The sequence below is a fragment of the Burkholderia torrens genome (assembly GCF_984668525.1).
Window position 1 is genome coordinate 1,807,918 of record NZ_OZ480212.1, and the last position, 24,798, is coordinate 1,832,715.

The window sequence follows — 24,798 nt, forward strand, 5'->3', positions numbered from 1 at the left end:
GCCGTTCGACGAACGATTGATACACGGCGGAGACGCGCGCGATGAACGCACCGCCGTTCGCCGACTGGGCAATCGCCTTCCTGCAACTGCTGTATCGCGCGCAAATCGCGCTGGCACGCGTGCTGCACGCGGTCGGCCTGACGGGCGATGCCGACGGTCAGGCCGCATGGCCGTGGGCACACCGCATCGCACTCGAAACGCTGCGCATCGATGCCGGACTGACGCGGCAACTCGCGCTCGCGGGTGCCATGACGGTGCTGGCCGTCGTACTCGCCTGCGTCGCGCTCGCTTCGCGCAAGCGGCGTTTGCCGTCCACGATCGCCGTGATCGCCGCGCTGGCCGTCGCGTGGTTCGCGCCGTGGCCGCCGACGTCGCTGTGGCTCGCGCCCGCCGTGCCGACGAGTTTCCAGCGCGATCCCGCGCCGTTTTCCGTATCGAGCGTGATGCGCGGCGCGCACCTGTATGTCCAGCGCTGCGCGGCCTGCCACGGCGTGGACGGACGTGGCGAAGGGCCGCTCGCGGCCACGCTCAAGCGCTGGCCGCCGACCTTTGCCGGTGCGCTGCTCGCGCGTCGCCTCGACGGCGAGCTGTTCTGGCGCGTGCGGCACGGCACACGCGACGAACACGGTGCGTCGACGATGCCCGCTTTCGCCGCGACACTTGGCCCGCAAGAGACGTGGGCCGTGCTCGACTACCTGAAGGCGCTGGCCGCGGGCAGCGGCGCGCAGGCGGAAGGCACGTGGCCGGTGCCCGTCCCGCTGCCGGCGCTCGACGTGCGCTGCGGCGACGCCGCGCCGCAATCGCTCGACCGCTGGCGCGACGGCCAGCGCGTGCGCATCGTCGCGCTCGCGCCGGGCGTAACGCCGCCGCCGGAAGACGCGCGCTGGCAAACCTTGCTCGTCACTGAACGCGGTGCGTCCGTGGCGCCCTCGGCCAGCACGCGCGCGAACTGCGTCGCGACGACGCCCGATGCATGGCGCGCGTTCGCGACGATTGCCGGCGTCGCGCCCGACGCACTCGGCGGCACGCAACTGCTCGCCGATCGCCGCGGCTGGCTGCGGGCGCGCGCGTTGCCGGGCAGCGCCGGCTGGTCGGATGCCGACCTGCTGTGCCGCTCGGATGCGGTGACCCGGCCGGCCGCAACCAACACGAGCAGCGACGCACTGACCGCGCTGCTGCTGCGCGTCGACAACGAGCCCGTGCGCGACGTACAGGCCGGGCTCCCGCATTGAATCCCTGAACCCTTCCTTCAACCGAACTTCACGATGAATCCGACCCGACGCCATTTCCTCGCACGAGCAAGCGCCCTCGCCACGATCGCCGCGGCGCCTGCCGCGCTGCGTGCGCAATCGGGTGCACGCCCGCTGCTGCGTGCCGGCGACCAGAAAGGCGGGCTGCGCGCACTGCTCGAAGCAGCCGGCGAACTGAACGGCCTCGCGTACGACATCGCGTGGACCGAGTTCCCGGCCGCCGCGCCGCTCGCCGAAGCGCTGAACGCGGCGGCCGTCGACTGCGGCCCGATCGGCGACGCACCGGTGATCTTCGCGCTCGCATCGGGCGCCCGCATCAAGGTGATCGGCGCGAACCGTTCCGATCCGTACGGCACGGCCGTGCTCGTGCGGCCCGACGCGACGCTGAAAGGCGCGGCCGACCTGAAGGGCAAGCGCATCGGCACCACGCGCGGCTCGATCGGCCATTTCGTCACGCTGAAGGCGCTCGACGCGGCCGGCCTGCCGCCGGATGCTGTGTCGTTCCGCTTCCTGCCGCCGGCCGACACGATGCTGGCGCTCGCCACCGGGTCGATCGACGCGTGGGCGACCTGGGAACCCTACACCGCGCTTGCCGAAACGAGCGGCCGCGCACGCGTGCTGGTCGACGGCCGCGGGCTGTGGTCGGGCCTCAGCTATCTCGCGGCGACCGACGCGGCGATCGCTTCGAAGCGCGACGTGCTGCACGATTTCCTGCGGCGCGTCGTGCGCGCGCAGACGTGGTCGTATCGGCATGCCGACGCGTATTCGGCGGCGCTCGCGCGCATCATCGGCATTCCGCCGGGCGCCGCGAAGCTGCAGTTCGAACGCCGCAACACGCGCTGGCTGGCGCTCGACGCCACGGTGATCGCCGAACAGCAGCGCACGGCCGACTTCTACCTGAAGGCCGGGCTGCTGCGCCAGCCGCTCGATGTGCGCACGACGTTCGATACCGGCTTTCCGCTCGCCTGACCACGCACGCGGCGGCCGACGGCCGCCCGAACGGCTTCGGCACGATCTGGCACAATCGCGATTCGACCATCCCGCGTTCAGCCAGCGTCATGCCAGCCATCACCGAACTCTTCGTCTATCCGATCAAATCCTGCGCCGGCGTCGCGCTGACGCGCGCGCAACTGCTCGAAACGGGCCTCGCGTACGACCGCCACTGGCTGATCACCGATCGCGACGGACAGATGATCACGCAGCGCACGCACCCGCGCCTCGCGCTGATCCGCACGGCGCTCGACAGCGATGCGCTCGTGCTGAACGCGCCGGGCATGCCGGAACTCCGCACGCCGCTCGACGGCGACGCGACGCCCGCGACGCCGAAGATGGCCGCGACCGTCTGGCGCGACACCGTCGACGCAATCGACACGGGCGCCGAAACGGCCGCCTGGCTCACCGAATTCCTCGGCGTGCCGACGAAGCTCGCACGCTTCGGCGCCGACGCGCGCCGCGGCTGCGACCGCAAGTGGACCGGCGACATCGATACGCATACGCAATTCTCGGACGCCTATCCGCTGCTCGTGATCGGCCAGTCGTCGCTCGACGACCTGAATGCGCGGCTCGCCGCGAAAGGCGCGCCGGCGATCCCGATGAACCGCTTTCGGCCGAACATCGTCGTGTCGGATCTCGATGCATACGAGGAGGATTTCGTCAAGCACCTCGACACCGACGGCGACACGCCGGTGCGGCTGCGGCTCGTGAAGCTGTGCACACGCTGCCCGATGCCGACGATCGACCAGGCCACCGGTGCGCCCGATCCGGCATGGCCGCACGAGCCGACCGACACGATGCAGACCTATCGCGCGAACCCGAACTACGACGGCGCGCTGACGTTCGGCATCAACGCGATCGTCGTACGCGGTGCGGGCAGTTTCCTGGAAATCGGGCAGGCGCTCGACGCGGAAATCGGCTTCGGCGACTGATCGACCTGCGGTGCAGACCGCCGGATGGCCGGTCCAGTCATCGCTTGAAAATGTGACGCACCGGGTAATTTGCCGCGATGCGTCACCGGGACAAAATGATTTAACCCCGAATTCCTCTGACGCTTTATTTGTAAACCATATCGATCATTTATTTCTAAATCGACAATTCGGTAAGTACTGCATCGCTCACCGTGATCGTTTCATCGGGAATTTTCGGATCGAGATAGATCGTATAGTTCGCCGTTCCGGTTTTCGAATTCCGCGGCGTAACCGAGGTCAAATCCAGCAACGGGAATGGCGCCGGCGGAATGCCATGCCAGTTGGCGACGGAAACCAATCCGATGTAACCGTGCAGGTGCATCCAGAAGGTGCGCACCAAATTGCTGTGCCCCCCGCCTTCCTTTGCCGGAAAATTCCAGTAATTCCCTCGAATCGCGATTTTTGTCGGTGCGGGCCGCTGGCTCCAGACAACCGCACCCGGACCGTGCACCGAGCCGGTACCCTCCGGCAGTGACGCCTGCACGCCTTCCGTGTTGAAAGCAGCGGCGAAGGAGATGAGCGGTGCCTTTCCGCTCCCGGACGTGACCTGCCCTCCGCTTACCTTGAATTTCACGACAACGATTTCCGGCAGAACGTCTTCGTCGAGTACTGTGGCCATGATGTGGTCCTTTTCAATAATCTTAAATTTTGATTCACCCCTAAATCATCAAGACAAGGCCGCGCAACAGGCGGCCAATTTATCGTAGGTATAAAGATTCCGCTTTTGAAGCTGTTAAAAATAGCAGCACATTACGACGATATTAAATTGATCACTGAATTGTCGATTTAATTGTTTTTATTTCTGCAGCCCTGCATCGATCGCCACCGGCAGCCATACAGCCACGGCCAACCCGCCCCCGGGCGCGTCGCCCAGCGTCACGCTGCCCTGGTGCACGCGTGCGATCTCCCGCACGATCGACAGCCCGAGCCCCGTCCCCTCGACCGTCTGCGTCTTGCTGCCGCGATGAAAACGCTCGAACACCGCGTCGCGTTCGTCCACCGGGATGCCCGGCCCGTTGTCGATCACGTCCAGCTGCGCCTGCTCGCCGTCGCGCGACACACGCACCGTGATCACCGCATGGTCGCCCGCATAACGAACGGCGTTGTCGATCAGGTTGCCGATCATCTCGCCGAGCAGATCGGACTGCCCGAGCACGTCGACATCAGCCTCGTGCTCGAAGCCGAGATCGATATCGCGTGCTCGAGCAACAGGCGACCAGTCGAGCGTTACGCTGCGCGCGAGCCGGTGCAGTTCGACCGGCTTGTGCGCGACCGCATGGCCGCTGTCCGAATCGAGCCGCGACAGCGACAGCAGCTGCTGGACGATCTTCGCAGCCTGCCGCACCGCGCCGTTCGCGCGCCGCAGGTGCCCGTTCGCGCGCGGCTGCTCGTCCGGTCGCAGCGCGAGCTCGACGCCGGCCTGCACGGCCGCGAGCGGCGTCTTCAATTGATGGGCCGCATCGGCGAAGAAGCGGCGCCGCGCCACCTGCATCCGCTGCGTGCGGCCGATGTACTGGTTGATCGAATCGACGAGCGGCGCCAGCTCGCTCGGCATCGCGCCGGTATCGAGCGGCGTCGTGTCGTCCTCGCTGCGTGCCGCGACCGTCGCCGACAGCCGGTTCAGCGGCCGCAGCCCGCGCCCGACGCCGAGCCACACGATCCCGAGCGCGAGCACGACGAGCAGCCCCTCCTGCAGCAGCGACCCGATCAGGATCTCGCGCGCGAGCGCCTGGCGCGCCTCGATCGTCTCGCCGACCATCACCCACACGATGCGCGACTGCGCGGTCGGCACGTCGTGCACCGGGATCCTCAGTGCGGCCATCCGCAACTGCTCGCCACGATAGACGACGTCGTAGTAGCGCGTGACGAACAGCGCGCCGTCGCCCGCATCGCGCCCCTGCGGCAGCGGCAGGTCCGGATAGCCGGTGATCGTGTGGCCGTTGTCCTCGCGGATCAGGTAGTAGATCTTGCCGCCGTCGCTCGACTCGAGCATTTCGAGCGCGAGATACGGCAGGTCGACCTCGATCTCGCCGTCGTTGAGCCGCACGCCTTCGCGGATCGACTTCAGCGACGACGACAGCGTGCGGTCGAACGCGACGTGCGCGGCGCTCATCGCGCGCTGGTACGTGAGCCACGAGTCGAGCGCGAGCAGCCCCAGCAGCGGCAGCAGCAGCCACAGCGCGACCTGCGTGCGCAGGTTCGGGCGGCGGGTCATTCAGCGCTCTCCGCCTTCGCTTCGAGCAAGTAGCCCAAGCCGCGCAGCGTGACGATCGCGACCCCCGTGTTTTCCAGCTTCTTCCGCAACCGGTACACGTAGATCTCGATCGCATCGGCGTTGACCGACTCGTCGAGCCCGAAGATCTTCTCCGACAGCGTGTCCTTGTTGATCGCGCGGCCGTTGCGCAGGATCAGCACCTCGAGCACGGAGCGCTCGCGCGGCGTGAGCGACAGCAGCTCGCCCGCGAGATGAAAACTGCGGTCGATACTGTCATACGAAAGCGGCCCGCATTCGACGCGCGAATGCTCGTGACCGAGGCTGCGCCGAATCAGCGCGCGAGCGCGCGCTTCCAGCTCGGTCAGCTCGAACGGCTTCGCGAGATAGTCGTCGGCGCCGAGATCGAGCCCCTTCACGCGGTCCTCGACCGACCCGTGCGCGGTGAGGATCAGCACCGGCACCGGGTTGCGGCGCGCGCGCAGCCGCCGCAGCACCTCCAGCCCGTCGAGCTTGGGCAGCCCGAGATCGAGGATCACCAGTGCGTAATCCTGCGTGCGCAGCACGTGGTCCGCCGCCTCGCCGTCGGCCATGTGATCGACCGCGAAGCGCGCGGCGCTCAGCGCGTCGTTCAGCGACTGGGCCAGGTTCGGGTTGTCTTCGACGAGCAGCACGCGCATGGGGATTCCGGTAAGGTCAGCGACAGGCCGCTACATTACATGATCCTTTCCATGCCGACGCCTCGCGGAAACACGGGTTGCGCGGGGGCCGCCAGGCCGCCGCGCCCTGCCCTGGCGGCCGCTGCTCAGCGCTCGGCGGCGGACCGGTTGCCCGTCGCGAAGCGTGCATCGCCCGTCGCGCGCCGCTCCCGAAAGCCGACGACCACCGCGACGAACGCGACGCTCGCGCCGGCCGTAACGACGATCATCGGGCGCGCGGTGCCGTCCGACAGCGCTACCAGCACGCCGCCGCACGCGGCCGTGATCGCCATCTGGATAAAGAAGAACAGCCCCGACGCGGTGCCTGCGATCGTCGTGTAGGGCTGCATCACCGCGAACTGGCAGGCCGGAATCGCGATCCCGACGGCGATCATCACGACGAACATCGGCACGACGAGGGCCGCCACGGCCGTCGGCGCGATCGCGCTGCCGACCCACAGCACGGCGGCGCCGGCCAGATTGACGACTGCCGCCGCCGCGATGACCGAATCGGCTTGCCAGCGCTTGCCGGTCCGCGCGAACGCGCTCGAACCGATCAGGTAGCCGAGCACGGTCACGCCGAAGATCGCCGCGTAGACGGGGCCGGACACGCCGATTTGCCGCTGGAACAGCGTCGACGATTCCGCGATGAACGGGTAGTACGTGCAGTAGACGAAGCTGATCGCCAGCGAGTAACGCAGGAAACGTCGGTCGCGCAGCAGGCCGGCGTAGGTCCGCAGGAGCCGCGGGCCCGGAGCCGGTCGTGCATCGCGTTCGCGCGTCTCGGGCAGGTAGCGCAGCACCATCGCGGTCGCGACCACCCCGCCCGCCGCCAGCCAGCCGAACACGCCGCGCCAGCCGAACCACTCGGCAATCGCGCTGCCCGCCAGCGGCGCAACCACTGGCGACAGCGCCATGCCGGCCGAGATATGACCGAGCATCGCGGCCTGCGTCGCGGCCGGATAGCGCTCGCGCACGATGACGCGGCCGACCACCGTGCCGGTGCAGCCGCCCAGCGCCTGAAAGATGCGCGCGACGACGAGTGCCGGAATACCGGTCGACAGCGCGCACGCCACGCTCGCGACGACGTACACGCACAGGCCGCCGAGCAGCACGGGACGGCGGCCGTAACGGTCGGATAGCGGCCCCGACACCAGCATCGACAGCGCATAGCCGACCATGTAGAGGGTCAGCGTGAGCTGCAGCTGCGCGTCGGTGCCGTGCAGCGCATCGGCCATCGCGGGCAGCGACGGCAGGTAGGCATCGATCGTGACGCGCGGCAGGCACACGACGAGCATCAACAGGAACAACCAGCCCCGCTGGGGCAATGAACGAGTCTTCATGCGGCAAGTCCGTTTCCGGTCCGGAGAGAGAGGGTCGACAGCAATCTAAGGGGAAAGTGATATAAGCTGAAGGACCATTAAATCGACCATTGACTGGACCACTATGCCGCGAGGCAAAGCCGCGATTCCGCTCGACCTGCCACGCCCTTCCGGGTTGTCGGCCAGCAGCCCGCAGTCGAAACAGGAATGCATCGCCGACACGATTCGCGACGCGATCCTGAAGCGCCTGCTGCCCGCCGACAGCCCGCTGCCGTCGAGCCGGACGCTGGCCGCGCGCTGGGACATCGCGCGCGGCACCGTCGAAGCCGCATACGACATCCTGTGCGCCGAGGGCTACGTCGCGCGCACCCAAGGGTCCGGCACGCGCGTCTGCGCGGTGGTGCCGGACAGCTATCTGCGCGCGGCCGCGCAGCCTCGTCCCCGCGACACACACCCCGCACCGGCGAGCACGCCGGACGCAGCCGAACCCGAACACGGCGTGCGCCCCGGCGTCCCGTTCGCCGCGCGGCTCGCCGATCCCGGCCTGATGCCGATGCAGCAATGGAAGAAGGCGCTCGGCGCGAGCCTGCTGGCCGCGACGGCAAACGACCTCGGCGCGACGCCCGCGCAAGGTGTCGACAGCCTGCGCGACGAAATCGCCGCGTACCTGCGGGAATATCGCGGCATCCCGTGCGACGCCGGCGACATCTTCATCACGACCGGCATCCGCCATTCGATCGACCTCGTCGCACGCACGCTGCTCACGCCCGGCTCGACGGTGCTGATGGAGGACCCCGGCTACGTGTCGGCATGGCAGATCTTCACGATCGCGGGCGCGACCGTGATCGACGTGCCGGTCGACCGCGAAGGCATCGACATGGCGTCGCTGGACCGGCATCCCGATGCCTGCGCGGCCTATGTGACGCCCGCGCATCAGGCGCCGCTCGGCGTGACGATGTCGGTGTCGCGCCGGCTCGAATTGCTCGACCGCGCGCAGCGCAACCGCACGTGGATCATCGAGGACGACTACGACGGCGAATTCAGCTACCAGACCGCCCCGCTGCCCGCGCTGAAATCGCTCGACGCGTGCGACCGCGTGATCTATTGCGGCTCGTTCAACAAGACGCTGTTCTCGGGGCTGCGCATCGGCTTCATGATCGTGCCGAAAACCTTGCGGCCGGCGCTGTCGGCCGTGTGGCACGCGACCGCGCGCGCGGTCGGCGTGGCGCCGCAGCTGGCGCTGGCGCGCTTCATCGCCGACGGCGATTTTGCGAAGCACCTGCGCGCCGCGCGGCACGCGTACCGCCAGCGCCGCGACATCGTGCTCGACCAGTTGGCGAAGCACGCGGGCGGCAGGTACACGGTATCCGGCGAGCACGCGGGCTTTCATTTCGTGCTGTGGCTGCCGCCCGGGATGGACGCCGCCGCGTATGTCGCCCAGGCGCGCGCGGCCGGCATCGCGCTGCAGCCGATCCGCGAATTCTGTCGAAGCGCCCGGCGCGACGCGGGCGTCGTCGTCGGGTATGCCGCGCTGACCGCCGCGCATGCCCGGCATGGCGGACGGGTCCTCGGCCAGCTGCTGGCGGCCTCCGCATAACGCGTCGTCGTGACGGGCTTCCGCGCCCGCCCGAGCATCGCTTCCCCCCTTTCGAACCGTTCCGCGCGCCGCGAAACCCGCCTCGGCGGCCCCTTCGACCTCGGGAAATCCATGACACAAACGACGCGACCGTGAACAGAAATGAAAGCAGGCTGAAAGTGCCTCGCAATTAACATCCCCGTCACTCGAACAACACAATGCGTAACTGGAGGAAGACATGCCGTTTGCACCGAAGCACCTCGCCGCCGCGCTGGCGATCGTCCTGGGCACCGCCGCCGGCAGCGCCGCCGCACAGGTTCCGGCCGGGTATCCGGGTAACTACCAGGGCGTGATCGACGCCGCGAAGAAGGAAGGCAAGCTGATCGTCTACTCGACGACCGACACGGGCCTCGTGCGCCCGCTGATCAAGGACTTCGAAAGCCTGTACGGCGTGAAGGTCGAGTACAACGACATGAACAGCACCGAGCTGTACAACCGCTACATCAGCGAGAACGCGGCGAGCAGCACCAGCGCCGACGTGCTGTGGAGCTCCGCGATGGACCTGCAGGTCAAGCTCGTCAACGACGGCCTGATGGCGTCCTACGATTCGCCCGAAAGCCCGAACGTGCCGCAATGGGCGCAGTACCAGAAGCAGGCGTACGGCACGACCTTCGAGCCGCTCGCGATCGTCTACAACAAGCGCCTGATCCCCGAGAACGAAGTGCCGAAGACGCGCGCCGAGCTGATCAAGCTGCTCGCGTCGCAACCGGACAAGTTCAAGGGCAAGCTCACGACGTACGACGTCGAGAAATCGGGCGTCGGCTTCAACGCGCTGACGCAGGACGCGCACCTGAACGAGAAGGTCACGTGGGAACTCGTGAAGGCGATCGGCGCGACCGGCCCGAAGCTGCAGTCGAGCACGGGCGCGATGATGGAGCGCATCTCGTCGGGCGAGAACCTGATCGGCTACAACATCATCGGTTCGTATGCATACGCGAAGGCGAAGAAGGACAAGTCCATCGGCTATGTGTTTCCGAAGGACTACACGCAGATCGTGAGCCGCCTCGCGACGATCTCGAAGAAGGCGAAAAACCCGAACGCCGCCAAGCTGTGGGTGGACTACCTGCTGTCGAAGCGCGGCCAGACCATGATCGCCAACCAGGCGAACCTGTACGCGATCCGCACGGACGTGACCGGCGAGACGTCGGCCGCAAGCCTCACGAAGGAACTCGGCGATTCGCTGAAGCCGATCCAGATCGGCACCGGCCTGCTCGTCTACCTGGACCAGTCGAAGCGGCTCGCGTTCCTGAAGCAATGGCAGCAGGCGATCAAGAGCTGATCCGCTGATCGGCTTCGGCCGGCCAACGGCCGCCCGCCGCACGTCGCGCGGGCGGCCCCTTCCCCATACCGACTTCCTAGAGGCGGCCATCCGGATGGCCGCAGGGGCGAACTCATGCTTTCAACCAGCACCCGCGGCACGGCACCGGCCGTTCCGCCCGCCACCGGCCCGCGCGGCGCGATTCCCGCGCTGCCGGTCAGCAGCCTGCAGCCGCTCGCCGGCATGCTGCGCTGGATCGTTGTCGCGGTACTGACCGTCGCGGTCGCGCTGCCGCTCGGCTTCATCCTGTTCCAGAGCCTGTTGTCCGCGCCGTTCTTCGATGCGAACAAGACGCTCGGCATCGAGGGCTTCCGTTTCGTCTTCAGCGATCCCGATTTCTGGTCGGCCGTGAAGAACTCGTTCGTCATCGCCGGCGGGATGCTGTTCATCTCGATCCCGCTCGGCGGCATCCTCGCGTTCCTGATGGTGCGCACCGACCTGCCCGGCCGCCGCTGGCTCGAACCGCTGCTGCTCACGCCGGTGTTCGTGTCGCCGATGGTGCTCGCGTTCGGCTACGTGGTCGCGGCCGGCCCGGTCGGCTTCTACTCGGTGTGGTTCAAAGAACTGTTCGGGGTGCAGAACGTGCCCTGGAACGTGTACTCGGTCTTCGCGATCACGGTGATCGTCGGCCTCACGCACGTGCCGCACGTGTACCTGTATTCGTCGGCCGCGCTGCGCAATCTCGGCTCGGACGTCGAGGAAGCCGCGCGCGTGACGGGCGCCCGACCGTTCCGCGTCGCGCTCGACGTGAGCCTGCCGATGACGATGCCCGCGCTGCTGTTCGCCGGCGTGCTGGTGTTCTTCCTCGGCTTCGAGGTGTTCGGGCTGCCGCTCGTGCTCGGCGATCCCGAAGGCCATCTCGTGCTCGCGACCTACCTGTACAAGCTGACCAACAAGCTCGGCGTGCCGTCGTATCACCTGATGGCCGCGGTTGCCGTGTGCATCGTCGCGATCACGTTCCCGCTCGTGCTGCTGCAGCGCCGCCTGCTGAAAACCGCGAACCGCTTTGTCACCGTGAAGGGCAAGGCCGGCCGCGCGACGGTGCTGCCGCTCGGCGTGTGGCGCTGGGTGGCGCTCGCGATCGTCGCACTGTGGCTGATGCTGACCGTGATCGTGCCGATCTCGGGCATCGTGCTGCGCGCGTTCGTGACCAATTGGGGCGAAGGCGTCGCGCTCGCCGAAGTGCTGACGCTGTCGAACTTCATCGAGCTGTTCGAGCAGGACAACCTGGTGCGCGCGATCGTCAACACGCTCGGCATCGGCGTGATCGGCGGCGCGCTCGCGATCGGCTTCTACTCGCTCGTCGCGTTCGCCGGCCACCGCCGCCCCGACTGGGCGACCAAGCTGCTCGACTACCTCGTGCTGCTGCCGCGCGCGGTGCCGGGCCTGCTCGCCGGTCTCGCGTTCCTGTGGATCTTCCTGTTCGTGCCGGGCCTGCGCGAGCTGAAGAACTCGATGTGGAGCATCTGGATCGCGTACACGGTCGTGTGGCTCGCCTACGGGATGCGGCTCATCCAGAGCGCGCTGCTGCAGGTCGGCCCCGAGCTCGAGGAAGCCGGCCGCAGTGTCGGCGCGACGCGCAGCCGCGTGTCGCTCGACGTGACGCTGCCGCTCGTGCGCTTCGGCCTGCTCGCCGCGTGGCTGCTGATCTTCATGATCTTCGAGCGCGAATACTCGACGGCCGTCTACCTGCTGTCGCCCGGCACCGAAGTGATCGGCGCGCTGCTCGTGTCGCTGTGGGCGACCGGCGCCGTCGACCAGGTTGCCGCGCTTTCTGTCATCAACATCGCGATGGTCGGCGCCGGTCTCGGCGTGGCCCTGCGCTTCGGAGTGAAACTTCATGGATAAGCTCATCGTCGACGACCTGCATCTCAGCTACGGTGCCAATCCGATCCTCAAGGGCGTGTCGTTCGAACTGAAGGCCGGCGAAGTCGTGTGCCTGCTCGGCGCGTCGGGCAGCGGCAAGACCACGCTGCTGCGCGCTGTGGCCGGCCTCGAACAGCCGTCCGACGGCCGGATCCAGCTCGACGACCGCGTGTTCTTCGACGGCGCGAACCGCGTCGACCTGCCCGTCGAGCAGCGCTCGCTCGGCCTCGTGTTCCAGTCGTACGCGCTGTGGCCGCACCGCACCGTCGCCGACAACGTCGGCTACGGACTGAAGCTGCGCCGCGTCGCGCCGGCCGAACAGAAGCGCCGCGTGCAGACCGCGCTCGACCAGCTCGGCCTCGGCCATCTCGCGGAACGCTTTCCGCACCAGCTGTCGGGCGGCCAGCAGCAGCGCGTCGCCATTGCACGCGCGCTCGTCTACAACCCGCCGGTGATCCTGCTCGACGAGCCGCTGTCGAACCTCGACGCGAAGCTGCGCGAGGAAGCGCGGGCATGGCTGCGCGAACTGATCGTGTCGCTCGGGCTGTCGGCTCTGTGCGTGACGCACGACCAGACCGAAGCGATGGCGATGTCCGACCGCATCCTGCTGCTGCGCAACGGCCGCATCGAACAGGAAGGCACGCCGGCCGAGCTGTACGGCGCGCCGCGATCGCTGTACACGGCCGAATTCATGGGCAGCAACAACCGGATCGACGCGCGCGTCGCCGCGATCGACGGCGAATGCGTGACGCTCGCCGGCGACGGCTGGGAGCTGCAGGCGCTGGCCCGCGACACGTTCTCACCGGGCCAGGACGCGCAGGCCGTGATCCGCCTCGAACGCGTGCAGGTCGCCGACGGCCCGGGCGCGAACCGGCTGCAGGCCGACCTCGTCACGTCTATGTATCTCGGCGACCGCTGGGAATACCTGTTCCATTGCGGCGAGATGCGCCTGCGCGCGTTCGGCCACGTGCCGCGCACGGCCGGCAAGCACTGGATCGAATTCCCGACCAACGACTGCTGGGCGTTCGCGAAGGCGGGCTGACCCGGTCGCGGCGGCCGGTGCGCCGCCGCGCATGCATTCAGGCAACACATCCCTTAGCGACCCGCATCGGCGGACGCCTCGTGGCGTCCGGCGACGGCGCGGCGAGTACCCGTTTTCCGTTTCAACCCGTCCACAAAAACCAAGGAGACACCGTCAACATGAAGTCACGCGCAGAACGTTCCATTCGAACAGTAGTCCTCACCGGTTCGGCCGCGGCAGCCTGTATCGCCGTGCCGGCCGCGCACGCGCAGTCGTCGGTCACGATGTACGGGATCATGGATGCCGGCATCGAGTACACGAACCACGCGGCGCCGGAAGGCGGCAGCTCGGTCAAGCTCAAGTCGGGCAACAAGAACACGTCGCGCTGGGGCTTGCGCGGCGTCGAGGATCTCGGCGGCGGGCTGAAGGCCGTGTTCCGCCTCGAAAGCGGGATCGACCTCGCGAACGGCGCGCTCGACGACGGCCCGGACTCGATCTTCGCGCGCCGCGCGACGGTCGGACTGAAGAGCAAATGGGGCGAACTGACGCTCGGCCGCAACTACACCGTCACCTACGACTACATGCTGCCGTTCGACCCGATGGGTTACGCGCAGAACTACTCGTGGGCGTCGTCGTCGATGGCGACGGGCGGCCGCAAGGACGGCATGTTCACGCGCTCGTCGAACGCGGTGCGCTACGACGGCGAATACAGCGGCTTCAAGTTCGGCGCGCTGTACGGCTTCGGCAACGTGCCGGGCAGCATGAAGACCAGCTCGAAATACGACTTCGCGGTCGGCTACGAGAAAGGCCCGTTCGCGGCGGTCGTCACGTTCGACCGGCAGAACGGCGCGGCCGACAGCGTCACGCCGGCCGATACGGTCAACTATATCCAGGGCATCCATGCCGGCCTGAGCTACGACTTCGGCAACCTGAAGACGATGGCCGGCTACCGCAACTACAAACGCACGTTCCGCACCACGGCGGCGAACCAGTTGAGCGACACGTATTGGCTCGGCGGGTCGTATCAGTTCACGCCGGCATTCTCGCTGATTGCGGCCGTTTATCACCAGAACATCAAGGGCGGCAGCGACGCCGATCCGACGCTGGTGTCGATGCGCGCGAACTACGCATTGTCGAAGCGCACGGTGCTGTATGCGGCCGGCGCATTCGCGATCGCGAAACACGACCAGAAGGTCGGCGTGTCGCGCGATTTCGCGGGATACGGCACGACGCAGGTCGGTGTCACGGCGGGGATTCAGCAGCGGTTCTGACGCGTGGGCCGGCGGGCGGCGGAGTCGGTCGACCGCCCTTCAGCCAGGTCATGCGCGGCGGCATCGCGGCGAACCGCCGACCGCCGCCGCGCAGCGCGCCCCCTCGCGCCTCGTCCGGCACGCTGCGTGTCGATGCGCCGCTCACTCGCCGCGCATCGTGAACACCGTGCGCACGAGGCTGTTCACATCGCCCCAGTGTTCGCCGACGTCGGACAGCGGCACCGTGCGCGTGTCGATCGCGAGGCCTGCCGGCCCGGCCGCGTCGAACACGCCGCGCACCGACGCCAGCAAGCGCGGCAGCGATACGCTGCCGATCCCGCTGCCCATCAGTTCGATTGCGGTCGCCCGCAGCACGGCCCCCGGCAACGGAACGTCCGCGCCTCCGATCGAGCCGATCTGCACGTAACGCAGTCGGCGGCCGGCGGGTAACGCCTTCGCGGCGGCAGACAGCAGCGTCTGCGCGCTGGCGCCCCACAGATAGTCGAGCACGACGTCCACACCGTCACGGAAATGCGGTTCGAGCGCACGCGCCAGATGGACGTCGTCCTGCTGCAGCGACACGACCGCATCTGCTCCGGCGCTCGGCAACGCCTGCAGCGCAGCCGCGTTGCGGCCCGTCGCGATCACCTTCGCGGCACCGAGACGCTTCGCGATCCGCACCGCCAGCCGCCCCGACGTACCCGTCGCACCGTTGACGAGCACCGTTTCGCCCGCGACGAGCCGCGCGCGTTCGGTCAGCGCCGCCCACGACGACATTCCCGGAATCGCAAGCGCCGCGGCCGTGACATCGTCGAGCGTGTCCGGCAGCGGCACGCATTGCGTATCGGGCACGATCGTGCGTTCGGCCATCGCGCCGAACGGCACGGGGGCGCCGAAGAAGTAGACACGCCGACCGTCGTCGAGACGCCCCACGCCGTCGACGCCGACCACGAACGGATAGCGTCGCTCCGACGAGTAATGCGTGCCGGCCGCGCGCCCCTGCGCGATCCGGCTCAGCGCGGACGCCGTCACGTCGATCAGGCTGTGGCCCGGCATCGCGTGCGGCGCATCGAATTCCATATGAACGGGACGCTCGCCGGCGCCCGTCACGACTGCTGCTTTCATGAAGACTCCTTGATTCGGGGATCTCGATCGACGGCTCCGGTGCGCATCAGCGTGCGTCGAGCCATGCGCGCAACGCGGGATCGCGCACTTCCAGCACGTCGAACAGACCGAGCGCGCGTAGCGCCGGCAACGCGTCGATCGCATCGGCCTCCGCGCGCATCCGATCGGCGGGTGCCGCGTTCGGGTCGGTCAGCACACGCGCGTTGACCAGGAACGCGCCGACGGTCCCCTTGCGGATCGTCGTTCCGCCGGTTTCAATCTGGTCGGCATGGTCGGGAAGCATCTGGTCGGCTCGCATCGCGTCGTACTCCGGTTGTCATCGATGGACGCAGTGTAGGTGTGCGAAACCGGCCGATCTCCGGTATAACGGCCATTCGATACCGAAATCCGGCCATGTCCGATCCGCTCCTGCCCGCCCGATTCGTCACGTCCGACGACGGCCCGTTCGTGGTCGCCGCCCTCCTGTCGCAGCGCGACCCGCGTGTCACGCCGGCGCATTCGCATGCGCGCGGCCAGCTCGTCGGCGCGCTGAGCGGGCTGGTGACAATCGGCCTCGACGACCAGGACTGGGTCGTGCCGGCGATCCACGCGATCTGGATTCCGCCGCATTGCCGGCATTCGCTGCGCTCGTTCGGGCCGATTTCCGGCTGGTCGGCGTTCGTCGCCGAAGCGCGTTGCGCGGCACTGCCCGCTGCGCCGCGCGCGATCCGCACGACGCCGCTGCTGCGCGAAGCCGTGCAGCGCGCGGCAAGCTGGGGCGATTCGGAACTGGATGCCGCGCAGACGCGGATCGCCGACGTGATCCTCGATGAAATCGCGTCGTCGGAGGTCGAGGCGCTGGGGTTGGTCCGGCCACAGGACCCGCGGCTGATGAAGATCACCGACGCGCTGGCCGCGGATCTCGCGGACAACCGGCGGCTGGAGGAATGGGCCGAATGGGCCGGCATCGGCGCGCGCACGATGAGCCGCCGCTTCGTCGCGGAAACGGGGCTGACGTTCGCGCAGTGGCGTCAGCAGGCCAGGCTGCTGCGCGCGCTGGAGCGAATCGCGGATGACGTGCCGGTGACGACGATCGCACTCGATCTCGGGTACGACAACGTCAGCGCGTTCATCGACATGTTCCGGCGTGCGCTGGGGACGACGCCGGGGAGGTATATGGAGGCGGGCCGGCGCAGCGACGCGTAGCGTCCTTCGCTGTCCCGCCGCCGGCAGGCTCAATACGTCCCGTCGCCCTTCTTCACCACATCGCCGCCATTCGCCTTGAACTCCGCGGCCAGGCGCTCCGCGCTTCTCGCCAGCAGCGTCGTATCGACACCCACCGCGACGAACAGCGCCCCCGCTTCCAGGTAGCGCCGCGCGGCCGCCTCATCCGCGCTCAGAATGCCCGGCGCCTTGCCGGCCGCCTTGATCGCGCGGATCGCGCCGTCGATCGCGGCCTGCACGTCCGGGTGCCCCGGATTGCCGAGATGCCCGAGGTCGGCGGCCAGGTCGGCCGGCCCGATGAACACACCGTCGACGCCTTCGACACGCGCAATCGCATCGATCGCGTCGAGCCCCGCACGCGTCTCGACCTGCACGAGCACGGCCATCTCGTCGTTCGCGCGATGCAGGTAGTCGCCCACCCGATTCCACCGTGACGCACGCGCCAGCGCACTGCCGACGCCGCGAATCCCGTGCGGCGGGTATCGCGTCGCTGCCACGGCCGCGCGCGCTTCGTCGGCGCTCTGCACCATCGGCACGAGCAGCGTCTGTGTGCCGAGATCGAGCACCTGCTTGACGATCACCGGATCGTTCCACGGCACGCGCACGACCGGATGCGACGGGTACGGCGCGATCGCCTGCAGTTGCGCGAGGATCGTCGGCACCGTGTTCGGCGCATGCTCGCCGTCGATCAGCAGCCAGTCGAAACCGGCGCCCGCGACGACCTCGGCGCTGTACGGATTCGCGAGCCCGAGCCACAGCCCGACCTGCGCGTCGCCGCGCGCCAGCGCGGCCTTGAACACATTCGATGGAATCTGCATCGTTCGCTCACCTCACTCGAAGTAGCACTGGATCGTTCCGAGCGAGCCGTAGTCCACGCTGAACGTGTCGCCCGATCGCGCCGCGCACGGCCGCGTGAACGAGCCGCCGAGCACGATCTGCCCCGGTTCCAGTGCGACATCGAAGCGCGACAGCCGGTTTGCGAGCCACGCGACGCCGTTCGCCGGATGGTTCAGCACGCCGGCCGCGACACCCGTTTCCTCGACCACGCCGTTGCGCGACATGATCGCCGCGACCCAGCGCAGGTCGACGTCCTGCGGCCGCACCGGCCGGCCGCCGATCACGACGCCCGCGTTCGCCGCGTTGTCGGCGATCGTGTCGAACACCTTGCGCGGGCGTTTCGTATCGGGGTCGATCGACTGGCTACGCGCGTCGATGATCTCGAGCGCGGGCACGACGTAATCGACCGCGTCGTACACGTCGAAGATCGTGCAGTTCGGGCCCGAAAGCCGCTTGCCGAGCACGAACGCGAGCTCGACCTCGACGCGCGGCACGATGAAGCGGCCGGTCGGGATCGTGCCGCCGTCTTCGAAGAACATGTCGTCGAGCAGCGCGCCGTAGTCGGGCTCGTCGATCTGCGACGTGTTCTGCATCGCCTTCGACGTGAGGCCGATCTTGTGCCCTTTCAGCGTGCGGCCTTCCGCGAGCTTGAGGGTCACCCACGCGCGCTGGATCGCATACGCGTCGTCGATCGTGATGTCGGGGTGGTCGAGCGAGATCTGGCGGATCTGCGTGCGTGCGCGCTCGGCGTCGTGCAGACGGTGCGCGAGCTGGTCGATGATGGCGGGTTCGAGCATGGTCGGATCGGGAATGGGGTTCAGCCGGCCCGCTTGTAGCGGGCGTGGATGTTGTTGTGCTTGTACGAGCCGCTTTCGCTGAATTCGGTCAGTTCCATCGACAGCGCAAGGTAGCGTTTCGCGTACAGCTCGGCGAAATGGGCCTTGATCGCGTCGAACAGCGCATCGCACGCGGCTTGCTTCGTTTCGTCGCTGCGGCCCGCGCCGATCTTCAGCGTCACGTGGACGAACGCGTCGTCCTCCGTGCCGTCGGCCACGCAGTAGTCCTGCAGCTCGATCGCGCGCGAGCGGATGCCGCCGGTCGGGAACACGCCGCCTTGCGCGATCAGCGTCGCGTTGATCGTGCGCAGCAGCGCGGGAATGCGCGCGTCGTCGCGGATGTTCGCGGTGTATTCGACGACGATGTGAGGCATGGCAAATCTCCGGTCGGATTCGGTTGCTTGGCGGGCCGCCGCGCTCAGGCCAGCGGGAAGATCGCGTTGATCTGCCCGGTGCCCGAACTCGCGAAATAGTCGGTGACGATCTCGACCGGCTTGTCGTAGCGGTCCCAGCCGAGCAGCCCGAGCAGCATCGCCGTGTCGTGCATCCCGCCTTCGCCGTGGCAATGTATGTTGTACTCCGGCAGCATCGCGCAGAAGGTCTTGAAATCGCCCTGCTTCCACAGCTCGACCACGCGCAGGTCGACCTGCCGGAAGAATTCGCGGCTGATCTGGTGGATCGATTCCTCGGGGCTGCCGTTGTCGTTGAAGCGGTGCGACAGCGAACCGCTCGCGAGGAACGCGACGTTCGAATCGCTCTTCTCGATCGCTTCGAGCAGCGCCTCGCCGAAGCGGCGGCTTTCGTCGAGCTGATGCCACATGCACCAGCCCGCGATCGACACGACCTTGAAGTGCTGGTCGCCATTCATGTAGCGCATCGGCACGAGCGTGCCGTATTCGAGTTCGAGGCTGTCGATCTCGTGCGCGCGCGTCGCGATGCCGCGCTCGGTGGCCGTCTCGGCGATCAGCCGGCCGAGTGCCGGGTTGCCCGGATACGCGTACTGCATGTCGCGGATGAAATGCGGCAGCTCGTTGCTCGTGTAGGTGCCCGCGAACCGCGCATTGCAGTTCACGTGATAGCCGGCATTGACGAGCCAGTGCACGTCCGACACGACGATCGTGTCGACGCCGAGCGCGCGGCAGCGCTCGCCGATCAGCTGGTGGCCGCGGATCGCCGCCTCACGGCAGCCGTGATGCCGGCCGGGCAGTTCCGACAGGTACATCGACGGCACGTGCGTGATCTTCGCGGCGAGGGACAGTTTGCCCATCGTTCAGTCTCCGTATGGTCTTTGCGGCGTCTTTTCGTCGAATCGCCCCGCGCCCGTCACACGCCCCAGCGCGGGATGTGATGCGAACCCATCGAGATGCACACGTTCTTGATCTCCGCGAACACCTCGAAACTGTATTCGCCGCCCTCGCGCCCGGTGCCCGATTCCTTCACGCCGCCGAACGGCTGGCGCAGGTCGCGCACGTTCTGGCTGTTCACGAACACCATCCCGGCCTCGATGCCGCGTGCCAGACGATGCACCTTGCCGACGTCCTGCGTCCAGATGTACGACGCGAGGCCGTACGCCGTATCGTTCGCGAGCCGCAGCCCTTCGTCTTCGTCCTCGAACGGGATGATGCACGCGACCGGCCCGAAGATCTCTTCCTGCGCGATGCGCATCCGGTTATCGACGTCGGCAAACACGGTCGGGCGCACGAAATTGCCGTTGCGCAGACGGTCGGGCAGCCCGGCCGGCTTGTCCGCGCCGCCCGCGACCACACGTGCGCCTTCCTGCTCGCCGATGCGGATATAGCCCGTCACCTTCTCCCAGTGCTGGCGCGTGATCATCGCGCCGAGATTCGTGCCCGGATCGGACGGATCGCCGACCACCAGGTTGTTCGCGCGACGCGCGAATTCCTGCACGAAGCGATCGTAGATCGTGCGCTGCACGAAGATCCGCGACCCGGCCGTGCAGCGTTCGCCATTGATCGAGAAGATCGTGAACAGCGACGCGTCGAGCGCGCGATCGAAATCGGCGTCGTCGAAGACCAGCACCGGCGACTTGCCGCCGAGCTCCATCGAATACTTCTTGAGGCCGGCGCGCTCCATGATGCGCTTGCCGGTGACCGTGCCGCCGGTGAACGACACCGCACGCACGTCCGGGTGGCGCACCAGCGCGTCGCCGGCCGTCGCGCCATAGCCCTGCACGACGTTCAGCACGCCGGGCGGAATGCCGGCTTCGAGCGCGAGCCGGCCGAGCTGGTCGGCCGTCAGCGGCGACAGCTCGGACATCTTCAGCACGGCCGTGTTGCCGAGCGCGAGGCACGGCGCCGTCTTCCACGTGGCCGTCATGAACGGCACGTTCCACGGCGACACCAGCGCGCACACGCCGACCGGCTGGTACAGCGTGTAGTTCAGCATCTGGTCGTCGACCGGATACGTGCGGCCGTTCATCTGCACGCACACTTCCGCGAAGAAGTTGAAGTTCTCGGACGCCCGCGGAATCAACTGCTTGCTCGTCTGCGCGATCGGCAGGCCGGTATCCTGCGTCTCCAGCGCCGCGAGCATCGGCACGTTCTTCTCGATCAGCTCGCCGAGCTTGCGCATCAGCTTCGCGCGCTCCTTCGCGGGCGTGTTCGCCCATTTCGGGAACGCCGCCTTCGCCGCGCGCACGGCCGCGTCGACCTCAGCCTCGCCGCCCGACGCGACGTCGGTGATGACTTCGCCCGTCGCGGGATTCAGCGTCGTGAAGGTCTCGCGGCTCTCGACTTCGCGGCCGTCGATCCAGTGCTTGATGGTCATATGCTCTCCTGGTGCGACGGGCTCAGCCGGCGCGATAGTAGTCTGCTTCACCGACGATCGTGTTCACGAGCCGGCCGATTCCTTCGATCTCGGTCACGACCTCGTCGCCCGGCTTCGTGTCCGCCAGCCCCTCGGGCGTGCCGGTCAGGATCAGGTCGCCCGGCGAGAGCGTCATGAAGCCGCTGATGTGCTCGATCAACGCCGGCACGTCGAAAATCATGTCGCGCGTGCTGCCGCGCTGCGTCTCCCGGCCGTTCACGGTCGTGCGCAGCATCAGGTCGCCCGCGTCGCCGATCTCGTCGCGGCTGACGAACCACGGCCCGAGCGGCGTGCAGGTGTCGCGGTTCTTCACGCGCAGGTTCGGGCGGTAGTAGTTCTCGAGATAGTCGCGGATCGCATAGTCGTTCGCGACCGTATAGCCGGCCACGTAGTCGATCGCCTGCACGCGGCTGACGTTGCGCGCGGGCCGGCCGATCACGACGGCCAGCTCGCACTCGTAGTGCATGTGCGTCGCATCCGCCGGGCGCACGGTGCGCGACCGGTGGCCGATGAACGTGTTCGGCCCCTTCAGGAAGATCAGCGGCTCGCTCGGCGCCTTGAACGCGAGTTCCTTCGCGTGGTCGGCGTAGTTCAGGCCGAGCGCGAACGTCGTGCGCGGCGCGACGGGCGGCAGCCACGCCACCGCGTCCTCGGCGACCACGCACCCCGTATCGAGGCGGATCGTGCCGTCGCCGGCCGGTTCGGCCGCATGCAGTGCGCCGTTGTAGATCACACGCGCCGTCTTCATCGTGCGTCCTCCGCAACCAGCGTATGCCGCAACGTGCCGATGCCGGCGGCCGCAATCTCGATCGTGCTGCCCTCACGGGCGCGCGGTGCGCCGCCCGCGACGCCAAGCAACAGCACGTCGCCCGCGTCGAACGACATGAACGCCGTCACGTCGGCGATCAGCTCGCGCACCGGGCGGATCAGCGCGGCGGTCGACGCGGACGCGGCCGCCTCGCCGTCGATCCGCACCGTCAGGCCGATCGCGTCGACGTCGCCCAGCGCGGCGGCCGGCACGATCGCCGGCCCCAGCGGGCAGAAGCCGTCACGGCACTTGAAGCGCACGGCCGGACGGTAGTAATCGGGATGCGGCACCGACACGTCGCTCGCGAGCGTGAAGCCGTGCACGTAGTCGAGCGCCTGCGCGGCCGGCACGCGCGTCGCGCGCCGGGCGAACACGACGGCCACCGATGCGCCGATCTCCAGCGCGTCGACACCGGCCGGCACGACGACGGCCGCGCCGTCGGCCGCATGCGTGTTTGCGGGCTTGATGTACAGGATCGGTGCCTGCGGCGGACGGCCGTAAGGCGGTGCGTTCACGGCGTCGCCGAGCGCGTCGAGCGCCGCGCGCTCGTTGAGCAGCGCCCCGTAGACGGTCCCGATGGCGACCGGCAACGGCGGCGCCGCGGCGGTCGTGCAAGACAGCTCCATGCGTCATTCCCCTGCCGCGCGTCGCGGCGCATCGTCAATAGTTAATATCTTAAGTAAACAATCGGGCGCTGGCAACCTCGATTACCCTGAGTTGCGAAATTCATCACCTTCGGCTGTTAAGATTGATGCGTCCCCGTCCTTTACCCACCCCGATGAACCGTACGCTCGACCATCGCAACCTGGCCATGCTGCTGCTCGAGGCCCGCGAAACGCTGATGGGTCTGTTTCGCCCCATTCTCAAGGAATTCGCGCTGACCGAACAGCAATGGCGGATCATCCGCGTGCTCGACGGCGAACCGGCGCACGCGCTCGAAGCGGGACAGATCGCCAAACGTTGCTGCATCCTGAGCCCGAGCCTCACGGGCGTGCTGGAACGGATGGAGCGCGACGGCCTGATCACGCGCACGCGCGCGCAGGAAGACCAGCGCCGGCTGCTGGTCAGCCTGACGCCGCAAAGCAGGAAACTGGTGACGGAAATCGGTCCGCGCATCGACGAGCAATACCGGCAGCTCGAATCGCGTTTCGGCCAGGACGGCCTCGAAGACATCTACCGCGCGCTCGACCGGCTCATCGAGCTCGGCGGCAACGCGTGATGACGGCGCCCGCGCCCGCCATGCGCGGGAACGGGCGCCGCGCCAGTGCGCACGGTCAATGCAGTGCGCCGCGCATCAGCTCGGTCACGGCCACGCCGCGCGACGTGCGCATGCATTCCTCGACGTAGTCGATGAACGGCAACGGCTCGAAATCGATTTCGTCGCGCACGCGGCGGTTGTCGAACACGCGGTCGACCGTCGCGAACTCCCCACAGCGCTGCAACGCGCGACCGATCACGCGCTCGAGTGCCGGATCGGGCCGCCCGAGCACATCGCGCACCACCAGCGGCAATTCGGCCGGCGCGCACGCCGCGTAGCGCGGCGCACCCGTCATCCCGGCCGCCTCGTCCATCGCGCGCACGATCTGCGCCACCTGCGGCGCCTCGTCGCCGGCCGACACGTGATAGACGTCGTGTGCGAGTGTCGGCTTCACGGCCAGCAGCATCGTCGCGCGCGCCACGTCGTCTACCGACACGATATCGATCCGCGTCATCGGCCGCGCGGTGAAGCGGCGCGCGGCATGCGCCAACCGGAACATCCAGAATGAATTCGGCGCGGGCCGCGTGCCGAGTACCGTATGGCCGACCACGTGCGACGGCCGCACGACGACGAGCGGCAGTCCGAGCGCGCGCAGGCGCTGCTCGGTTTCGGCCTTCGCGTGCAGGTAGTCGGCCGCCAGCACCGCGCCCGGCAGGCCTTCGTCGTCGCGCGCCGCGTCGTCCGCCGCATCGGCCGCCCCCGCTTCCTGCACGATCCCGCCGCGGCCCGCATGCGCATAGGCCGTGCCGACGTACACGAAGCGCTGCAGGCGCGGCGCGCGCGCGAAGCGTTCGGCGAAGTGCACGGCATCGGCGATGTCGGCCTGCAGGTGCGCGCCGTCGGCCGGCGATGCATGGCCCGCGCAGTGAATCACGTGTGTCGCGCCGGCGAGGCGCGGCGCATCGGCGCCGTGCCACACGTCGCCGAGCGCGCCGACGATCACGTTCGCATCGGTCAGCCGCGACGCCCAGTAGGGCGCGAGCCCCGCGCGCAGCGCCGCTTCGCGCAGCCGCGCGACCGCGTGGCCGCGGTCCTCCGCACGCACGACGCACACGATGCGTTCGAGCAGCCCTGCGTTGACAAGCGCCGTCAGCACGGTACTGCCGATGAAACCGGTCGCGCCGGTCAGCACCAGCCGTCCGACGTTCGCCGCCGCGACCGGTGCGCTGGCCGGCGACACGAGGCTCGTGCGCCAGTTGAGCGACAACGCGGTTTTCCAGATCAGCACGATAGTCTCCTTCGAAGAATCGACCGGGCGGCGCGGCGCCCGCGGTTGCAGGCTGCGCACGGCTCACCGGCCGGGCCGGGGCTGACGCGCACCCCGGCAGTTCCGATCGGGCATGCGGCCCGCGATCGCGTCGATCGCGT

General features: G+C 68.1%; 24 protein-coding genes. 10 read left to right on the top strand and 14 right to left on the bottom strand.

The features are described from left to right. Positions 1-41 precede the first annotated feature (41 nt). The 3 genes from AC5LXX_RS24405 (at position 42) to AC5LXX_RS24415 (ending at position 3,175) form a co-directional block, all read left to right on the top strand. Positions 42-1,232: a c-type cytochrome gene (locus tag AC5LXX_RS24405; protein ID WP_493411288.1), complete on the top strand. Its 1,191-nt coding sequence runs from the start codon at positions 42-44 to the stop codon at positions 1,230-1,232. Positions 1,233-1,265: 33 nt separating this feature from the next. Further along, a complete protein-coding gene (locus tag AC5LXX_RS24410) occupies positions 1,266-2,219 on the top strand; it encodes an ABC transporter substrate-binding protein (protein ID WP_493411289.1) in 954 nt (317 codons plus the stop codon). Positions 2,220-2,308: 89 nt separating this feature from the next. Further along, positions 2,309-3,175: an MOSC domain-containing protein gene (locus AC5LXX_RS24415; protein WP_493411290.1), complete on the top strand. Its 867-nt coding sequence runs from the start codon at positions 2,309-2,311 to the stop codon at positions 3,173-3,175. Between the two features lie 154 nt (positions 3,176-3,329). On the opposite strand, the gene AC5LXX_RS24420 is transcribed toward AC5LXX_RS24415, so the two are convergent. The 4 genes from AC5LXX_RS24420 to AC5LXX_RS24435 form a co-directional block, all read right to left on the bottom strand. Beyond that, the gene (locus tag AC5LXX_RS24420; protein ID WP_493411291.1) at positions 3,330-3,833 is read right to left on the bottom strand and encodes a hypothetical protein; all 504 of its coding nucleotides are present in this window, start codon (positions 3,831-3,833) and stop codon (positions 3,330-3,332) included. 177 nt (positions 3,834-4,010) lie between these two features. Then, a complete protein-coding gene (locus tag AC5LXX_RS24425; RefSeq protein ID WP_493411292.1) occupies positions 4,011-5,429 on the bottom strand; it encodes a sensor histidine kinase in 1,419 nt (472 codons plus the stop codon). Further along, complete coding sequence (locus AC5LXX_RS24430; protein WP_493411293.1) at positions 5,426-6,106, bottom strand: response regulator; 681 nt, start codon at positions 6,104-6,106, stop codon at positions 5,426-5,428. The genes AC5LXX_RS24425 and AC5LXX_RS24430 overlap by 4 nt, the downstream gene beginning before the upstream one ends. Positions 6,107-6,231: 125 nt before the next feature. After that, entirely contained in the window at positions 6,232-7,467 is a 1,236-nt protein-coding gene (locus AC5LXX_RS24435; RefSeq protein WP_493411294.1) for a multidrug effflux MFS transporter, read from the bottom strand. Between the two features lie 103 nt (positions 7,468-7,570). Between AC5LXX_RS24435 and pdxR the strand changes: the two genes are divergently transcribed. From pdxR to AC5LXX_RS24460, 5 genes are all read left to right on the top strand, one after another. Continuing rightward, positions 7,571-9,043 (top strand): MocR-like pyridoxine biosynthesis transcription factor PdxR, encoded by a 1,473-nt coding sequence (gene pdxR, locus AC5LXX_RS24440; RefSeq protein ID WP_493411295.1) that lies wholly within the window; start codon positions 7,571-7,573, stop codon positions 9,041-9,043. Between the two features lie 217 nt (positions 9,044-9,260). Then, positions 9,261-10,361, top strand: a complete 1,101-nt coding sequence (locus AC5LXX_RS24445; protein ID WP_493411296.1) for an ABC transporter substrate-binding protein — start codon at positions 9,261-9,263, stop codon at positions 10,359-10,361. Between the two features lie 114 nt (positions 10,362-10,475). Next, positions 10,476-12,248 carry an ABC transporter permease gene (locus AC5LXX_RS24450; RefSeq protein ID WP_493411297.1) on the top strand — a complete coding sequence of 591 codons (1,773 nt, stop codon included), beginning with the start codon at positions 10,476-10,478 and terminating at the stop codon, positions 12,246-12,248. Beyond that, entirely contained in the window at positions 12,241-13,308 is a 1,068-nt protein-coding gene (locus tag AC5LXX_RS24455) for an ABC transporter ATP-binding protein (RefSeq protein ID WP_493411298.1), read from the top strand. The genes AC5LXX_RS24450 and AC5LXX_RS24455 overlap by 8 nt, the downstream gene beginning before the upstream one ends. A 158-nt stretch (positions 13,309-13,466) precedes the next feature. Beyond that, on the top strand, positions 13,467-14,558 hold the full coding sequence (locus tag AC5LXX_RS24460) for a porin (RefSeq protein ID WP_493411299.1): 1,092 nt from the start codon (positions 13,467-13,469) through the stop codon (positions 14,556-14,558). A gap of 141 nt (positions 14,559-14,699) precedes the next feature. Here the strand turns inward: AC5LXX_RS24460 and AC5LXX_RS24465 are convergent, their stop codons facing one another. After that, entirely contained in the window at positions 14,700-15,662 is a 963-nt protein-coding gene (locus AC5LXX_RS24465) for a quinone oxidoreductase family protein (protein WP_493411300.1), read from the bottom strand. A 46-nt stretch (positions 15,663-15,708) separates the two neighbouring features. Next, positions 15,709-15,960, bottom strand: coding sequence for a hypothetical protein (locus AC5LXX_RS24470; protein ID WP_493411301.1), 252 nt, complete (start codon positions 15,958-15,960; stop codon positions 15,709-15,711). Positions 15,961-16,055: 95 nt separating this feature from the next. On the opposite strand from AC5LXX_RS24470, the gene AC5LXX_RS24475 reads away from it, so the two are divergent. After that, positions 16,056-16,847: an AraC family transcriptional regulator gene (locus tag AC5LXX_RS24475; RefSeq protein ID WP_493411302.1), complete on the top strand. Its 792-nt coding sequence runs from the start codon at positions 16,056-16,058 to the stop codon at positions 16,845-16,847. A gap of 29 nt (positions 16,848-16,876) precedes the next feature. Here the strand turns inward: AC5LXX_RS24475 and hpaI are convergent, their stop codons facing one another. Genes hpaI through AC5LXX_RS24510 form a run of 7 tightly spaced genes read right to left on the bottom strand, consistent with a single transcriptional unit; the run spans position 16,877 to position 22,798 of the window. Next, positions 16,877-17,683, bottom strand: a complete 807-nt coding sequence (gene hpaI, locus AC5LXX_RS24480; protein WP_493411303.1) for a 4-hydroxy-2-oxoheptanedioate aldolase — start codon at positions 17,681-17,683, stop codon at positions 16,877-16,879. Between the two features lie 12 nt (positions 17,684-17,695). Continuing rightward, positions 17,696-18,499 (bottom strand): 2-oxo-hept-4-ene-1,7-dioate hydratase, encoded by an 804-nt coding sequence (gene hpaH, locus AC5LXX_RS24485; RefSeq protein WP_493411304.1) that lies wholly within the window; start codon positions 18,497-18,499, stop codon positions 17,696-17,698. Positions 18,500-18,519: 20 nt separating this feature from the next. Further along, on the bottom strand, positions 18,520-18,912 hold the full coding sequence (locus tag AC5LXX_RS24490) for a 5-carboxymethyl-2-hydroxymuconate Delta-isomerase (protein ID WP_493411305.1): 393 nt from the start codon (positions 18,910-18,912) through the stop codon (positions 18,520-18,522). A gap of 44 nt (positions 18,913-18,956) precedes the next feature. Then, positions 18,957-19,805, bottom strand: a complete 849-nt coding sequence (hpaD, locus tag AC5LXX_RS24495) for a 3,4-dihydroxyphenylacetate 2,3-dioxygenase (RefSeq protein WP_493411306.1) — start codon at positions 19,803-19,805, stop codon at positions 18,957-18,959. Between the two features lie 56 nt (positions 19,806-19,861). Then, the gene (hpaE, locus tag AC5LXX_RS24500) at positions 19,862-21,325 is read right to left on the bottom strand and encodes a 5-carboxymethyl-2-hydroxymuconate semialdehyde dehydrogenase (protein ID WP_493411307.1); all 1,464 of its coding nucleotides are present in this window, start codon (positions 21,323-21,325) and stop codon (positions 19,862-19,864) included. A gap of 22 nt (positions 21,326-21,347) precedes the next feature. Further along, positions 21,348-22,112 carry a fumarylacetoacetate hydrolase family protein gene (locus AC5LXX_RS24505; protein WP_493411308.1) on the bottom strand — a complete coding sequence of 255 codons (765 nt, stop codon included), beginning with the start codon at positions 22,110-22,112 and terminating at the stop codon, positions 21,348-21,350. Continuing rightward, a complete protein-coding gene (locus AC5LXX_RS24510; protein ID WP_493411309.1) occupies positions 22,109-22,798 on the bottom strand; it encodes a fumarylacetoacetate hydrolase family protein in 690 nt (229 codons plus the stop codon). The genes AC5LXX_RS24505 and AC5LXX_RS24510 overlap by 4 nt, the downstream gene beginning before the upstream one ends. A 152-nt stretch (positions 22,799-22,950) precedes the next feature. Here AC5LXX_RS24510 and hpaR point away from each other — a divergent pair, with 152 nt between their 5' ends. Further along, positions 22,951-23,391 carry a homoprotocatechuate degradation operon regulator HpaR gene (gene hpaR, locus AC5LXX_RS24515; RefSeq protein WP_124447909.1) on the top strand — a complete coding sequence of 147 codons (441 nt, stop codon included), beginning with the start codon at positions 22,951-22,953 and terminating at the stop codon, positions 23,389-23,391. 55 nt (positions 23,392-23,446) lie between these two features. Here the strand turns inward: hpaR and AC5LXX_RS24520 are convergent, their stop codons facing one another. Beyond that, positions 23,447-24,658 carry an SDR family oxidoreductase gene (locus AC5LXX_RS24520; RefSeq protein WP_493411310.1) on the bottom strand — a complete coding sequence of 404 codons (1,212 nt, stop codon included), beginning with the start codon at positions 24,656-24,658 and terminating at the stop codon, positions 23,447-23,449. Positions 24,659-24,798 lie beyond the last annotated feature (140 nt).